Raw genomic sequence first — 13769 nt, 5'->3', positions numbered from 1 at the left:
AGCGCCGCCGGCCAACGACCCTCGGTGGTGGTGAGCAATGGCGACCTCGGCCTGATCCGTGCGGCACCCACCCCGAAGTCGGGTTGGCGTAAGGCCGTGTACCGGGCCACCGGCATCAACCCGGGAGTATCCGAGCAGGAAGCCAGCCGGAAGTCACTCATCGACCGGGTCAACCAGCCGGTGGTCGGCGGGCCGTTCAACATCGCCCTGCTGTCCCAGAAGGGTGGGGTGGGCAAGACCACCACCACGGTCGGGCTGGGGGCCACCCTGGCGGCGACCCGCGGCGATCGGGTGATCGCCGTGGACGCCAACCCCGATTTCGGCACCCTCGCCCAGCGCGGACCCAATGAATGCGAGTCCACGGTGCGGGACGTGCTTCTCGACGACGGAATCTCGCGATACTCCGACATTCGGCGCCACACCTCGCAAAGCACGAGCCGGTTGGAGATTTTGGCGTCCGAGCGCGACCCGGCCACCTCGGAAGCCTTCTCGGAGTACGACTATCGCGGAGTGCTGAGCGTGTTGCAGCGCTTCTACAACATCATTCTGACCGACTGCGGCACCGGGCTGGTGCACTCGGCGATGGCGGGAGTGCTCGACGCCGCGGACGCCATCGTGATCGTGGCCTCGCCTGCCATCGATTCGGCACGCAGTGCCCTCGCCACATTGGATTGGCTTGAGCGCAATGGCTATTCACACCTGGTGCCCAAGGCGGTGGTGGTGGTCAGCGCCTCACGACCGGGTGCGCTCGGTCTCGACATGGGGCAGTTGTCGAGCCATTTCCTGCCAAGGGTGCGCGCCCTGCACGTGATCCCGTTCGACGATCACCTGGCCGAAGGTGCCGAGGTGGACCTCGGTTTCCTCAGTGGCCCGACCCGCCAGGCCTTCCTGGAGCTGGCTTCCAGCGTGGCCGACCTGTTCTCGGTGGCGCCGCAGGTCAAAAAGCGCGCCTGACCCGATTCACCTTGCGCGCCTGGCGATCACGATCTGCGGCAGGCTCAGCCCGTTGCGCAGGGTGACTTCGATCGACGGATCGGCGTGGCGGGCCAGGGCACGCAATGCCGACGGGCTGTAGCTGCGCAGCGAGCTGATGACGCCGTCGTGGGCGAACGGAAGCACCAGGGCCGCGGGCAACATCGTGGCCAGGCGCAGCAGGTGCAGTGGCGCCGGCGGTCGCGGTAGGTCGATGATCAGCAGGGTGTCGGCGACCCGCGTGCCCTCGGCGAACACCTGCGCGGCCTGCGCCGGGGGCAGGTGATGGAAGGACAAGGCGAACAACACCAGGTCGTAACTGCCGTCGGCGGCGTCGATCGCGGTGGCGTCCATCTGGCGGACCTCGGCCCGGGGATGGCTGCCGAGGTCGCCCGCAGCGATCCGGGCCACCGATTCCGGGTCGAGGTCGGTGACGGTGACATGCGCGGACGGATGGTCGGCCAGCAGTTGGCGCGACACTCCGCCGTGCCCGGCTCCCAACTCCAGGATCCGCGGATCGGGCACATCGGCCACCAGATCGAGCGCGATCGCCGCGAACCGCTGATGGTTCTTGAAGAACCGGCCGGTCCAGTCCAGGGCGCCGATCACCTGTCGTTTGGTCGAATCATCGACATCGTCGCGGTCGAGATACTCCAGCCGGTCGGTCTCCAACAGCCGGTCAAGGCACGAGGCGTCCGGCCCGCCACGGGGCATGCGATCGATATCGGTGGAGTCGGTGGCCATGTAAGCCATGATGGACGTTTCGGCGGGCAGGAGCGACAGCGACCCGGGAAAGGGGAACAGTGGCCGACTTCGTAGCTGCAATCGACCAGGGCACCACCAGCACTCGGTGCATGATCTTCGACCACGACGGCGCCGAGGTGGGTCGCCACCAGCTCGAACATCAGCAGATCATGCCGAGGGCCGGCTGGGTGGAACACAATCCGGTCGAGATCTGGGAACGCACCGCCTCGGTGATCATGACCGCGCTGAACAGGACGAACCTGGTGGCCGGGGATCTGGCCGCGCTCGGCATCACCAACCAGCGCGAGACCACGCTGGTGTGGAACAAACACACCGGCCGGCCGTACCACAACGCCATCGTCTGGCAGGACACCCGCACCGACCGGATCGCGGCCGCTCTCGACCGTGACGGGCGGGGCGACGTGATCCGGCGCAAGGCCGGGCTGCCCCCGGCGACCTATTTCTCGGCCGGCAAGATCCAGTGGATCTTGGAGAACGTCGACGGGGTGCGGCGCGACGCGGAGAACGGCGACGCGATCTTCGGCACCGCCGATTCCTGGGTGACGTGGAACCTCACCGGCGGCTATCGCGGCGGTAGCCACGTCACCGACGTCACCAACGCCAGTCGCACCATGTTGATGAACCTGGAGACCCTGGACTGGGACGACGAACTGCTGTCCTTCTTCTCGATTCCGCGGCAGATGCTTCCCGAGATCAAACCGTCGTCGTATCCGGAGTCCTTCGGGATCACCCGCGACGATGGGCCGCTGGCCGGACAGGTGCCGGTGACGGGGGTGCTCGGTGATCAACAGGCCGCCATGGTCGGTCAGGTGTGTCTGGAGCCAGGTGAGGCCAAGAACACGTACGGCACAGGAAATTTTCTGCTTCTCAATACCGGCGAGAAGATCGTGCGCTCGGACAACGGGCTGCTGACCACGGTCTGCTACCAGTTCGGCGACGCGAAACCCGTTTATGCGCTTGAGGGTTCGATTGCGGTGACCGGGTCGGCGGTGCAGTGGCTGCGCGATCAGCTGGGCATCATCAGCGGTGCGGCGCAGAGCGAGGCGCTGGCCCGGCAGGTGACCGACAACGGTGGCGTCTACTTCGTCCCGGCGTTCTCCGGCCTGTTCGCGCCGTACTGGCGTTCGGATGCCCGAGGCGCGATCGTCGGGCTGTCGCGCTACAACACCAACGCGCACCTGGCGCGGGCGACACTGGAGGCGATCTGTTACCAGAGCCGCGATGTGGTCGACGCCATGGACGCCGATTCCGGTGTGCACCTTGAGGTTCTGAAGGTCGACGGCGGCATCACCGCCAATGCGCTGTGCATGCAGATCCAGGCCGACGTGCTCGGGGTCGATGTGGTCAAACCCGTCGTCGCCGAGACCACCGCCCTGGGTGCGGCCTATGCCGCCGGTTTGGCGGTCGGGTTCTGGGAGAACGCCGACGACCTACGGGCCAACTGGCAGGAAGGGCAACGCTGGAGCCCGCAGTGGGATGACGAGGCGCGACAGTCCGGTTACGCGGGTTGGCGCAAAGCCGTTGAGCGCACGTTGAACTGGGTCGACGTCTAGCGACCCACTGAGATCTCGCACTTCTTGAGGATGGGCCGAAGTTCGTCTTCGTACTGCTTGCCGAGCAACACGTGCTGGGCCTTGTCGTTGTTGCGGACGGATTCGGCGATCTGCCCGGCCAGCTCACCCATTCGGTGCGCGTGCTGAGCGACCTCGCCGTCGGTCACCTGATCGGCCTGCTCGCGGATGATCTTGGCCCAGTCGGCGAAATCGCCCACTGTCGGTCCCTGGTTGCCCTGCATGGTCGGCATGAGTGCGCCCCAGCTGTCGAGGCTGGCCTGGACCAGCGGGTCGACCTGACGGCAGCCCTTGTTGCCGGTGTAGGTCAGCGCGGTCATCCCGACGATCACCAAGACCGAGCAGGCGGCCGCGGCAGTCGCGATGGCCTGGATCCGGGGCTCGGCGTCGGGGACGCGTCGGCGCCACATCACATGGGCGAGCACCACGGCGGCCACGCCGACCACCGTCATCACGGTGGCTTCCACCCAGCTGCCGACACCGGACGCCGAGCCGATGGCGCCCAGCGTCGCGGCGGCGGCGAGCAGGACCAGAAGCCACTGCCAGATGCCGCGCCGACGCTCGTAGGCGTCGGCGTCACGGAATTCGAGTCCGATCACCGCGCCGGCCGCGGTCAACACTGCAACGACGGCCGGCGCGAGGGTTGTGACGAGGCTGCTCACGAGGGCAGCCTACGGGCTGCTAATCCTCGCCGAGGATCTGGTAGATCTCGCGGCGGGCGTTGTTGACCACGTCGAGGATGCGTTGCTGCTGGTCCTCGCCGGCGGCGAAGGCGGACTGGCCGACCGCAGCCATCAACTGGCTGACGGCGGTGTGCAGGTTGACCGCGGCGGGATCGGCGTCATCGGTGATCTGCGCCCACGGCGGGGTCTGGATCTGTTCTGCGGCCTGCCGACCCTCTTCGGTCAGCTCGAACGTCTTTTTGCTGCCCTCGGATTCGGTCGGGACGATCAGGCCCTCGTCGACCAGCAATTGCAGCGTCGGATACACCGAGCCGGGGCTGGGCTTCCACAGGTTGTTGCTGCGGCTCGCGATTTCCTGCGTCATCTCGTAGCCGTGCATGGGCCGTTCGGCCAGCAGGGTCAGGATGGCGGCACGGACGTCGCCGCGTCGCCCGCGTCGTCCGCCGCGGCCACGATGGCCGCCGAACGGTCCGCCCATGGGGCCGCCGAGCGGTCCCGGTCCGAAACCGAAGCCGAATCCTCGCGCGCCGCGCGGATCGAAGTTGAAGCCGGTCTGGCAATTGGGGTCGATGCTCTGCTCGCGGACCGCTTCTGCCTGTGCGCGCATCTGCTCGCGCAGGTCGCGGCGCGCGGCGCGGGCCTGGCGGAACATCGTGCGGGCTTCTTCGCGTCCGAGAGGTACGAAACCGAAGCCGCTTGGTGAATTGAATGGGTTGGTCATCGGGGTGATTCCTTCGTTGTCGTAGAGGTGCGCTGTCCGCGTTTCCGATGCGTCAACGATATATCGGAATCTATCGCTTGTCGATAGTCTGCCCACCGCTAGAGCGGCGCTGCGGTCGTTGTGCGTTGCCAATCGCGACCGCAGCGTCACTTTCGCGATCAAACCGCCCGATGCTCATTCGGGCTGATCCCATATGAGCGTTTGAACGCGCTGCTCAACGCAAACGGTGTGGAGTAGCCGACCTGCCGGGCCACGGCGGCGATCGTTGCCCCGCTGTCGCGCAACAGGTCGGCCGCCAGCGCCAGGCGCCACCCGGTGAGAAACGCGATCGGCGGCTCGCCGACCTGCTCGGTGAACCGCCGCGCGAACACCGCGCGCGAACAGCCCACTGCTGCCGCCAGATTCGAAACCGTCCACGGGTGGGACGGATTGTTGTAGATCAACTTGAGCGCGGGGCCGACCACCGGATCCCGCTCGGCCTGCCACCACGCGGGCGCATTGCCGTCCCGGTCGAACCATGTCCGCAGCACGCCCATCAGCAGCAGGTCGAGTAGGCGATCGAGGTAGGCCTCCTGCCCGGCGCCGTCGCGACCGGCCTCGATCGACAGCACATCGATCAGGGGCGTGTCCCACTCGGCGGCGCGCAGCACCAGCACGGCGGGCAAGGCATCGAGTAGGCGCGCGCTGACCTCGCTGCGGCCCTCGTAGGCGCAGACGATCGACTCCGATGATCCGATCGCGCTGTTGCCCCAGCTGCGCAGGCCCAGCGACATCTCGAAATGCAGGTCTTCACCGGACCGGGTGGTGCAGCGCTGACCGGGATTGATGACGATGCTCGGGGGAGTGGCCGGATCGTCTGCGAACACATAGTTTTCGGTACCGCGCGTGAGTGCTACGTCGCCCTCGCCCAACCGGAAGGTGCCGCTGCGCTCGGCGACGATGACGGCTTCACCACGGGTTTGGCAGATCAGCGCCAGCGGTGCCTCGTCGCGGATGGCGAGCGACCACGGTGGATCCATGCGCAGCCGCAACACGAACGCGCCGCGCGCGCGTACGCCGTCGAGCAGTCCGACGAGGGCGTCCACGACCGTAGGGTAACGCTCAGCCCGGTTTGCGGGCCTCGATCAGGTGCCGCGATGAGTGCGCGACGAACACGCCGTCGGCCTGGATCTGGCGATGCAACGCGGCGAGTTGGTCTCGATAGGCCGCGACGGTGAACCCGGGCACGATCCAGATCACCTTGCGCAGGAAATACACCACGGCGCCGATGTCGAAGAACTCCATCCGCAGCCGCTCGGCACGCAGGTCGACGATGTCGAGGCCGGCATCACGGGCGGCGGCGCACTCGACATCGGGGTCGCGAGCCCGCCGCGCCTGCGGCTGCGGGCCGAGAAAGAACTCGGTGAGCTCGAAAACGCTTGCCGGACCCACATGTTGGGCCAGGTAGGTGCCGCCGGGGGATAGCACTCGGGCGATCTCGCCCCACCACACGGTGGCCGGGTGCCGACTGAGGACCAGTTCGAACGCCGCATCGGCAAAGGGCAGCGGAGGCTCGTCGGGGTCGGCGACCACGACGACACCGCGTGACCCCAGCAGCCGTGTCGCACGCGCGAGGTTGGGCGGCCAGGACTCGGTGGCCGCCATGGTCGGTGGAAACACCGCGGCTCCGGCGAGCACCTCACCGCCACCGGTCTGGATGTCCAGCGCCGAGGACACCGTCGCCAACCGATCGCTCATCAACCGCTGATAACCCCAGGACGGCCGGGCTTCGGTGGCTCGGCCGTCCAGCCACGAGAAGTCCCAGCCGTCCACGCAGGCCGCGTCGGCCTCGGTCACCAACTCGTCGAACGTCATCAGCCCATCCTGGCAGGGGTGACCGGGCGAGACGCTCACGTATGAGATCGGGAGTCTCGACCATGGAACGTCTCGCCCCAGCGTCGTTGACTCAAGCCATGACCATCAACCCAGTCGTCGTCCTCGCCGCCGCAGCAGCCATCGGCAGCGCCGCCGCCGGTGGAGTCGTCTACGCGTTCTCCACCTTCGTGATGCGCGGCCTCGACCGCGCCGGTCCGGTTGACGCCGTCACCGCCATGCGCGGCATGAACGCCGAAGCGAATGCCAACGCGCCCTTCCTGCTATTCCTGCTCGGTTCGGCGCTGCTGTCGCTGATCGTCGGGGTGACCGCGGTCGCCCAGATCGGCCGGCCGGGCAGTTGGCTCTTGTTAGCCGGCGCGATCTTCGGCGTCCTCGGCGTACTCGTCACGATGTTGTTCAACGTGCCGCTCAACAACCACCTCGACCAGATCGATCTGGCCGACGCGGCCGCCGAATGGCAGACCTACTTCACCAACTGGACCGCCTGGAACCACGTGCGCACCGCTTCGGGGTTCATCAGCGCTGTGCTGTTGCTCGGCGGGCTGGTTCACCGTTGAACGCTGGTCAACCCGCGCAAGCCGTATGGCCAGTTTTCACACGCAATTTTGCCGATCACGCGTCATAACTGGCCGCCGGGCGTCAACTCCGGTGAGCCTGCCTGCGGAACGCCGCCGCCACGATCGCGGCCGCCGTCAGCGCCAGTGTCGCCGCGATGACCGCGGTCGGGGCGATGCCGGAGTCGAACGCCGTGCGGGCCGAATCCAGCAGGTGCTGCCCGATTTCCGCGGGAAGATCCGCGGCCACCGAGGTGGCACCGCCGATGCTCTCTCCGGCGTCGGCGGCCTGCGTGGGAGTCAACCCGACGGGCACCCGGATGTTGTTGCGGTAGAACGCCGTGAAGATCGTACCCAGCGTGGCGGTACCCACCACTGCGCCCAACTCATACGCGGTCTCCGAAACCGCCGACGCTGCACCGGCTTTCGCCGCGGGCACCGAAGCGACGATGGTGTCGTTGGACACCGTCTGCGAGACGCCGACACCGAGCTCGAGCACCACGAACGATGCGATCACCGCGGCCACCGACAAATCGTGACGGAAAGCCAGGATCAAGACGAATCCGGCCGCGACGAACACCAGGCCGAAGATCATCAGCTTGTCCGGGGCAAACCGCCTGGCGGCCTTGACCACCGCCAGACCGGCGATCATCGACACCACCGCACCGGGCAGCGTCACCAGACCCGCCGCCAGCGGCGACAGGCCGAGCACCAACTGCAGATGCTGCGAGATGAAGAAGATGAACCCGATCAAGCCGACGATCGACAGGAAGTTCGCCAGGATCGAGGCGCTGAACGGAGCATACGAGAACAGCCCCATGTCGAGCATCGGCGTGGCACTGCGGTTCTGCCGGCGCACGAAGAGCACGCCGGAGACGATGCCGATCACGAACGCCGCCACGACGCCGCCCGAGAACCCGTCGTGGGCCGCGGTCTTGATCGCCCATACGAACGGCAGCATCGCGGCGAACGAGAGCGTGACGCTCAGCAGGTCCAGCGGGCCCGGATTCGGGTCACGAGATTCCGGCACCAGCCGCGGCCCCAACACGAGCAGCGGCAACAGAATCGGCACCGCCACGAGGAACACTGAGCCCCAATGGAAATGCTGCAGCAGTGCGCCGCCGACGATCGGCCCCAGCGTCGAGCCTGCCGTGAAGCACGAGGCCCAGATCGCGATCGCGAGCCGGCGTGACGACGCCTCGGTGAAGATGTTGCGGATCAGCGACAGTGTCGAGGGCATCAGCATCGCGCCGAAGACGCCGAGCGCCGCGCGGGCCGCGACGAGGTAGGCCGCGCTGGGAGCGAAAGCCGCGGCGGCCGATACGACGGCGAAACCGCTGGCGCCGATGAGCAGCAGGCGGCGCCGTCCGAACCGGTCACCGAGGCCGCCCATGGCGACCAGCAGCGCGGCCAGCACCAGCGAGTAGACGTCGACGATCCACAGCTGGGTGGATGCCGCGGGACGGAAATCTTCGGCGATCGCCGGCAGCGCGAACGCCAGCACGGTGTTGTCGATCGCGATCAGCAGCACCGGCAGCATCAAGACCGCGAGCGCCATCCAGGCACGTTTCGGGGTCGGCGTCACAGCCGGGCCGCCGTCGAGGCAGGTAGACATTTGGGGTTCTCCAGGCGAGAGAGGGATCAGCCGCGCGGGAGTTGGATGGTGCCCGCGGTCAGGCTGGTCATGATGGCGTCGACGATTTGGTGGCGGGGGGTGCCGTCCTGCTTGGCAGCTTCATAGCCGGCCAGCAGCAGCGCCCAGAACACCCGCCGGGCCCATCCTGGGGGGTATTCGGGCCTGTCGACCGAGGCTCGGTTGAGCACCTCGACTATCGCCTCATCGCCGGTGTCCAGGTAGGCAGCCAGCTCGGGGTCGGCCAGGATCGTCGGCTCGCTGTAGACGAACAGCACGATCGGGCCGAGGTCGAGCTGGCTTTCCACCACCCGGCGCAGTGCCGCATCGACGGGACCGTGCATCGGGTCCGCGCGGTCGATTTCGGCATTGCTGAGCTCGTGGACGTGCCGGGCCAGGGCGCGCAACAGGTCGGTGCGCTCCGGGTAGTACCGGTGCACGGTGCTGCGGCCGACATCGGCGGCGGTCGCGATATCGCTGAGCGAGGCCGTTGCATTGTCGGCCAGGACCGTCATCGCGGCATCGAGGATCGCCTTGCGGGTGCGCTCACGCGGCCCGCTGTGCGTCGATGCCGAACTGGTCATGGATCAAAATGTAGCACGGACGGGCCAAAATGAGACAGTGATGTCCCACACGCTAGCTGGGTGGAGTGAACCCACTGCTCGGAGGTGGTGGTGAGTAGCTCGGGTGGGGCGCCGGATACGCCACAGTGGCGGCGTGTGGCATCAGCCGGGCCAACGCGCGACGGTGCCGTTCGGCCAACACCGCGGCCAACACATATTCGGCCGGCGCGCCGGGCGGAGGTGGGGGTGAGATGCACGAGACGACCTCACCGAAGATCCGCTGCCCCATCTCCTGGCGTATCCGCGGATCGAGCTGCGCCGACCGCGACAGGAATTGCCTGGCCAGCTCGGCCCGGTCCGGGCCGAGGCCAGACAACTCCAGCGACGCGGCCCACCACGCCAGCGCCGGCGGCATGACCGGCGGCGGTTTCAGCTTGGGTCCGCGCTCACTGATCACCACGGTGCCGGCGAAGATGTCGCCGAGCCGCTTGCCCTTGGCCGACAACAGGCTGCAGATCACCGCGGGGCCACCGGTGAGCATCCAGATCTCGACGAATCCGGCCAGCCCGCGAAACAGGGCCTGGCGAAATCGTTCCGGCCCGCCGTCGTCGGCCACCACCCGCAGGCCCAACGCCATCTTGCCCAGCGACCGGCCCCGGGTGGCGGTCTCCATCACCACCGGATAGCCCACCAGGGTCAGCACCGTGAAGATGATCAGGATCGCCGCCGACAGCGCGTCGTCGAACTGGGTCAGGGTGATCGACCACAACAGCACCCCGACCACGTACCCGACGGCGATCACCACGATGTCGATCAGGGCGGCCAGCGTGCGTACCGGCAACTGGGCGATCGCCACATCGAGGACGACGGCGTCCCCGGTGACCACCGGCGCGGGTTGCCAAACCATACCGACACACGCTACCCACTACGCTTTGCCAGGTGGATGTCGATGCGTTCGTCGTGGCCCATCGCCCCACCTGGGACCGGTTGGAGCAGTTGGTGAAACGGCGCCGACGGTTGACCGGCGCCGAGGTCGACGAGCTCGTCGACCTCTATCAAAGGGTCTCCACCCATCTGTCCATGGTGCGATCGGCCTCCCAGGATTCGGTCCTGGTCGGGCGCCTGTCGGGGCTGGTGGCCCGGGCTCGCGCCGCGGTGACCGGTGCGCACGCCCCGCTGTGGCGGGAATTCGTCCGCTTCTGGACGGTGTCCTTCCCCGTGGTGGCCTACCGTTCCTGGCGCTGGTGGCTCGGCTCGGCGGTGGCCTTCTTCATCGTCGCCGTGGCGGTGGCGTTGTGGATATCGGGCAACCCCGCCGTGCATTCCGCCATCGGAACCCCCAGCGAGATCGACGAATTGGTCAACCACGACTTCGAGTCGTATTACAGCGAGCACCCGGCCGCGTCGTTTGCCTTGCAGGTCTGGGTGAACAACTCCTGGGTGGCTGCGCAGTGCATCGCCTTCGCGATCCTGCTCGGACTACCCATTCCCTACGTGTTGTTCCAGAACGCGGCCAACCTCGGGGTGAACGCAGGGCTGATGTTCAGCGCGGGCAAGGGCGATCTGTTCCTCGGCCTGATCACCCCGCACGGTCTGCTCGAGCTGACCGCGGTGTTCCTGGCCGGCGCGGTGGGGATGCGGCTCGGCTGGACGGTGATCGCCCCCGGCGACCGGCCACGCGGGCAGGTGCTGGCCGAACAGGGCCGGGCAGTGGTCGCGGCCGCGATCGGACTGGCCGTGGTGCTGCTGGTGTCCGGTCTGATCGAGGCATTGGTGACGCCGTCGCCGCTGCCGACCTGGATGCGGATCGGCATCGGCATCCTCGCCGAACTGGCCTTCCTGGGCTACGTGATCCATTTCGGACGCAAGGCCGTGCGGGCCGGCGAGACCGGCGACCTCGACGACGCCCCCGACGTGCTCCCCGTGGCGTAGCCCGTTAGTTCGCGAACGACTCCACGTGGTCGATGGCCGCGGTCAAGGCGTTCTTCAGTGGGGTGACGTCTCGCCGGGCCTGAGTGAGCAGCATTCCGCCCTGGAACGCGGCCAGTAGGAGATCCGCCAGCTGCGTGGGGTCCGCGTCCGCGTTGATGCGACCGAGGTCCCGCATGCGTTGCAGTCCATCACGGAAGATGTCGCGCCACCGATCGAACGCGCGGGACAACTCATCGTGAACGTCCAAGTCCGACTTGATGATTTGGCTTGCGAGGGATCCCAGCGTGCAGCCGTCCCGATAGGCGCCTTCATGGCCGACGTAATAGTCCACCCAGGCGCGAAGTGCGTCGATGTTGTCGAAGCCGGCGAACTGTTCACTGCCGTAGAAATTCATCACCCGCTCGGCCTGCCATTCGATCACAGCCAGGACGAGGCTCTCCTTGGTCGGGAAATAGTGATTGAGCTGTGAGCCGCTGATGCCCGAGATGCGGCGAAGTTGTTCGTTGTTGGTCGCAGCGACCCCGTTGGCGTGGATGAGTTCCGCAGCGTTCTCGAGGATGCGCGCCCGGGTCGCCAGCCCCTTGCTGGTGAGTTTTTTCGGCTCCTGCGCTGCGGTTTCCGCTCTCATGGGCACGATCATATCAAAAATGGGCTTGACAGCCCACTATTGCATGCTGTTCACTTCGGAAGTGGGCTGCGCAGCCCAAAAAATACATCCATTGGAGGTTGATCTGCCATGACACGCCTGACCACTCCCGCCCCCGAAGACATCACCGCTGCCGCGCAGAGCACCCTGGACAGGGTCGGCAAGCAGTTCGGCTTCGTCCCGAACATGTTCGAGATGCTGGCGTCGAATCCCGCGGTCCTGGAGATCGTCACCACGCTGCAGGGTGCTCTGGGGCGGGTTCTGGACGCCAAGACCCGGCACACCATCGCGCTGGCCGTGTCCGAGGCCAACGGCTGCGAGTACTGCCTGGCCGTGCACTCGTACATGTCCGCCGAACTCGGCGGACTGTCGAGCGACGACATCGCTCTGGCTCGCTCCGGCGGCTCGGTCGATCCCAACCGTGCCGCCGTCGCCCGGTTCGCACAGCGGCTGATCGAGACCCGCGGTCGGGTTGCCGACATCGACCTGACCGCCGTGCGAGGTGCCGGGTACAGCGACTCCCAGATTCTGGCAATCGTGGCCGTGACCGTGCAGACCCTGCTGACCAACTACATCAACAACGTCAACCAGACCGTCATCGACATCCCGACAGCCGCCGCCTGACTCCCAAACCCTGTGCGCAGAAAGCGAATAAACATGAACCTCGACAACCTGATGGGCAAGCACCTCACGCGGTACTTCGACAACAGCAGGACCATCCCCGACGAATCACTGCAACAGCTGCTGAAGTTCCTGCGCTCTACGCCGTCATCGGTGAACATCCAGGCCAGCCGGTACCTGGTACTGGCCACGTCCGAGGCCAAGGAGTTGCTCGCGAACAATCTCGGTGAGCGATTCAAGGACAACGGCGAGAAGATCACCAGCGCTTCGCACGTCATCGTCTTCACCACCAAGGCCGACACCTCCGACGGCCACCTGGAGGAAGTGTTCGCCAAAGAGAAGGCCGACGGCCGATTCGCCGACCCGGCAAAGCAGGCGCAGTGGGAATCGATGACCCGCGACTTCCTCAACCTACGCACCTACGGCTACAAGGATCTGAGCCACTGGATGGAGAAACAGGCCTACCTGGCGCTGGGTATGACGATGATGGCGGCCGCCGAACTCGGCTTCGACGCGACGCCGATGGAAGGGTTCGATCCGGCCAGCGTGGACACCGCATTCAAGATCCGCGAATCCGGATACACCACCACGGTACTGCTGGCGCTGGGCTACCCGGACCCGGCGAAGACGTACTCCAATGCGATATCGCGCCTTGGTGCCGACCGCATCTTCACCTTCCTCTGAGCCATACCCCTTCCCCCGAAAGGAATCTGAAATGACCGCCAAAACCGACGCCTTGACCACCTTGTGCCAGAACAACGTCCCGATCGTCAGGGCGACCGCACACATCGTCGCCCGCTACGGACTGGCCATCGTCATCGGCTGGATCGGAATCTTCAAATTCTGTTCGTACGAAGCACTCAACATCCAACCGCTGGTCGCCAACAGTCCCTTCATGGGTTGGCTCTACAACGTGTTCAGTGTTCAGACATTCTCATCCATCCTCGGTGTCGTGGAGATTGCCACCGCCATCCTGCTGATCGTCAAACCGTGGTATCCGAGGATTTCCCTGCTGGGGAGCGCGCTGGCGATTGTGCTCTTCGTGACTACGTTGTCGTTCGTACTCACCACGCCGGGCGTGGGCGAAGGGTCGGCCGGAGGCTTCCCGCTGTTGTCCATGACCGGGCAGTTTCTGATCAAGGACATTGTGCTGCTGGGAGTTTCGATCTTCACCCTGGCAGATACCATGGAGGCGATATCCCGGCGTGCGGTACGCGCCGGACGGTGAGAAAT

The 13769-nt window shown here is 66.4% G+C and carries 15 protein-coding genes and 1 pseudogene; 7 read left to right on the top strand and 9 right to left on the bottom strand.

What is annotated here, in order from left to right:
* Positions 1-39 precede the first annotated feature (39 nt).
* A pseudogene (locus BKG60_RS00860) lies at positions 40-954 on the top strand (MinD/ParA family ATP-binding protein); the annotation flags it as partial.
* A gap of 6 nt (positions 955-960) precedes the next feature.
* On the opposite strand, the gene BKG60_RS00855 reads toward BKG60_RS00860, so the two are convergent.
* On the bottom strand, positions 961-1725 hold the full coding sequence (locus BKG60_RS00855) for a class I SAM-dependent methyltransferase (RefSeq protein ID WP_070943808.1): 765 nt from the start codon (positions 1723-1725) through the stop codon (positions 961-963).
* Between the two features lie 101 nt (positions 1726-1826).
* Here BKG60_RS00855 and glpK point away from each other — a divergent pair, with 101 nt between their 5' ends.
* Positions 1827-3290 carry a glycerol kinase GlpK gene (glpK, locus tag BKG60_RS00850; protein ID WP_239252124.1) on the top strand — a complete coding sequence of 488 codons (1464 nt, stop codon included), beginning with the start codon at positions 1827-1829 and terminating at the stop codon, positions 3288-3290.
* Here the strand turns inward: glpK and BKG60_RS00845 are convergent.
* The 4 genes from BKG60_RS00845 to BKG60_RS00830 all read right to left on the bottom strand — a co-directional run bounded on the left by BKG60_RS00845 (position 3287) and on the right by BKG60_RS00830 (position 6566).
* Positions 3287-3970, bottom strand: coding sequence for a hypothetical protein (locus BKG60_RS00845; protein WP_070943810.1), 684 nt, complete (start codon positions 3968-3970; stop codon positions 3287-3289). The two genes, glpK and BKG60_RS00845, sit on opposite strands and share 4 nt — an antisense overlap.
* A 19-nt stretch (positions 3971-3989) precedes the next feature.
* On the bottom strand, positions 3990-4712 hold the full coding sequence (locus BKG60_RS00840; protein ID WP_070186411.1) for a PadR family transcriptional regulator: 723 nt from the start codon (positions 4710-4712) through the stop codon (positions 3990-3992).
* 158 nt (positions 4713-4870) lie between these two features.
* Positions 4871-5797, bottom strand: a complete 927-nt coding sequence (locus tag BKG60_RS00835) for an AraC family transcriptional regulator (RefSeq protein WP_070186410.1) — start codon at positions 5795-5797, stop codon at positions 4871-4873.
* A gap of 16 nt (positions 5798-5813) precedes the next feature.
* Entirely contained in the window at positions 5814-6566 is a 753-nt protein-coding gene (locus tag BKG60_RS00830) for a methyltransferase domain-containing protein (RefSeq protein WP_070943811.1), read from the bottom strand.
* A 98-nt stretch (positions 6567-6664) separates the two neighbouring features.
* Between BKG60_RS00830 and BKG60_RS00825 the strand changes: the two genes are divergently transcribed.
* Positions 6665-7144: an anthrone oxygenase family protein gene (locus BKG60_RS00825; protein WP_070943812.1), complete on the top strand. Its 480-nt coding sequence runs from the start codon at positions 6665-6667 to the stop codon at positions 7142-7144.
* Between the two features lie 82 nt (positions 7145-7226).
* On the opposite strand, the gene lfrA is transcribed toward BKG60_RS00825, so the two are convergent.
* Genes lfrA through BKG60_RS00810 form a run of 3 tightly spaced genes read right to left on the bottom strand, consistent with a single transcriptional unit; the run spans position 7227 to position 10244 of the window.
* Positions 7227-8756, bottom strand: a complete 1530-nt coding sequence (gene lfrA, locus BKG60_RS00820; protein WP_070943813.1) for an efflux MFS transporter LfrA — start codon at positions 8754-8756, stop codon at positions 7227-7229.
* A gap of 26 nt (positions 8757-8782) precedes the next feature.
* Positions 8783-9358, bottom strand: a complete 576-nt coding sequence (locus BKG60_RS00815) for a TetR/AcrR family transcriptional regulator (RefSeq protein ID WP_070186406.1) — start codon at positions 9356-9358, stop codon at positions 8783-8785.
* Between the two features lie 52 nt (positions 9359-9410).
* Complete coding sequence (locus tag BKG60_RS00810; protein WP_070943814.1) at positions 9411-10244, bottom strand: RDD family protein; 834 nt, start codon at positions 10242-10244, stop codon at positions 9411-9413.
* A gap of 32 nt (positions 10245-10276) precedes the next feature.
* On the opposite strand from BKG60_RS00810, the gene BKG60_RS00805 reads away from it, so the two are divergent.
* The gene (locus BKG60_RS00805) at positions 10277-11269 is read left to right on the top strand and encodes a stage II sporulation protein M (RefSeq protein WP_070943815.1); all 993 of its coding nucleotides are present in this window, start codon (positions 10277-10279) and stop codon (positions 11267-11269) included.
* Positions 11270-11273: 4 nt separating this feature from the next.
* Here BKG60_RS00805 and BKG60_RS00800 read toward each other — a convergent pair whose 3' ends face one another.
* Positions 11274-11897, bottom strand: a complete 624-nt coding sequence (locus tag BKG60_RS00800) for a TetR/AcrR family transcriptional regulator (RefSeq protein WP_070943943.1) — start codon at positions 11895-11897, stop codon at positions 11274-11276.
* 108 nt (positions 11898-12005) lie between these two features.
* Between BKG60_RS00800 and BKG60_RS00795 the strand changes: the two genes are divergently transcribed.
* Genes BKG60_RS00795 through BKG60_RS00785 form a run of 3 tightly spaced genes read left to right on the top strand, consistent with a single transcriptional unit; the run spans position 12006 to position 13764 of the window.
* Positions 12006-12539, top strand: coding sequence for a carboxymuconolactone decarboxylase family protein (locus BKG60_RS00795; RefSeq protein ID WP_070186403.1), 534 nt, complete (start codon positions 12006-12008; stop codon positions 12537-12539).
* Positions 12540-12572: 33 nt separating this feature from the next.
* Positions 12573-13220: a nitroreductase family protein gene (locus BKG60_RS00790; protein WP_070943816.1), complete on the top strand. Its 648-nt coding sequence runs from the start codon at positions 12573-12575 to the stop codon at positions 13218-13220.
* A 31-nt stretch (positions 13221-13251) separates the two neighbouring features.
* Complete coding sequence (locus BKG60_RS00785; protein ID WP_070186401.1) at positions 13252-13764, top strand: YkgB family protein; 513 nt, start codon at positions 13252-13254, stop codon at positions 13762-13764.
* The last annotated feature ends 5 nt before the right edge of the window (positions 13765-13769 follow it).

The sequence above is a fragment of the Mycobacterium syngnathidarum genome, from assembly GCF_001942625.1.
Lineage (GTDB): Bacteria > Actinomycetota > Actinomycetes > Mycobacteriales > Mycobacteriaceae > Mycobacterium > Mycobacterium syngnathidarum.
This window is presented reverse-complemented; position numbering and strand designations above follow the sequence as displayed.

What these genes read in the sequence shown, in the direction of transcription:
- BKG60_RS00855 (WP_070943808.1), bottom strand. Translation starts at nt 1,725, where the DNA reads ATGGCTTACATGGCCACCGACTCCACCGATATCGATCGCATGCCCCGT.
- glpK (WP_239252124.1), top strand. Translation starts at nt 1,827, where the DNA reads ATGATCTTCGACCACGACGGCGCCGAGGTGGGTCGCCACCAGCTCGAA.
- BKG60_RS00840 (WP_070186411.1), bottom strand. Translation starts at nt 4,712, where the DNA reads ATGACCAACCCATTCAATTCACCAAGCGGCTTCGGTTTCGTACCTCTC.
- BKG60_RS00830 (WP_070943811.1), bottom strand. Translation starts at nt 6,566, where the DNA reads ATGACGTTCGACGAGTTGGTGACCGAGGCCGACGCGGCCTGCGTGGAC.
- BKG60_RS00825 (WP_070943812.1), top strand. Translation starts at nt 6,665, where the DNA reads ATGACCATCAACCCAGTCGTCGTCCTCGCCGCCGCAGCAGCCATCGGC.
- lfrA (WP_070943813.1), bottom strand. Translation starts at nt 8,756, where the DNA reads ATGTCTACCTGCCTCGACGGCGGCCCGGCTGTGACGCCGACCCCGAAA.
- BKG60_RS00815 (WP_070186406.1), bottom strand. Translation starts at nt 9,358, where the DNA reads ATGACCAGTTCGGCATCGACGCACAGCGGGCCGCGTGAGCGCACCCGC.
- BKG60_RS00810 (WP_070943814.1), bottom strand. Translation starts at nt 10,244, where the DNA reads ATGGTTTGGCAACCCGCGCCGGTGGTCACCGGGGACGCCGTCGTCCTC.
- BKG60_RS00800 (WP_070943943.1), bottom strand. Translation starts at nt 11,897, where the DNA reads ATGAGAGCGGAAACCGCAGCGCAGGAGCCGAAAAAACTCACCAGCAAG.
- BKG60_RS00795 (WP_070186403.1), top strand. Translation starts at nt 12,006, where the DNA reads ATGACACGCCTGACCACTCCCGCCCCCGAAGACATCACCGCTGCCGCG.
- BKG60_RS00790 (WP_070943816.1), top strand. Translation starts at nt 12,573, where the DNA reads ATGAACCTCGACAACCTGATGGGCAAGCACCTCACGCGGTACTTCGAC.
- BKG60_RS00785 (WP_070186401.1), top strand. Translation starts at nt 13,252, where the DNA reads ATGACCGCCAAAACCGACGCCTTGACCACCTTGTGCCAGAACAACGTC.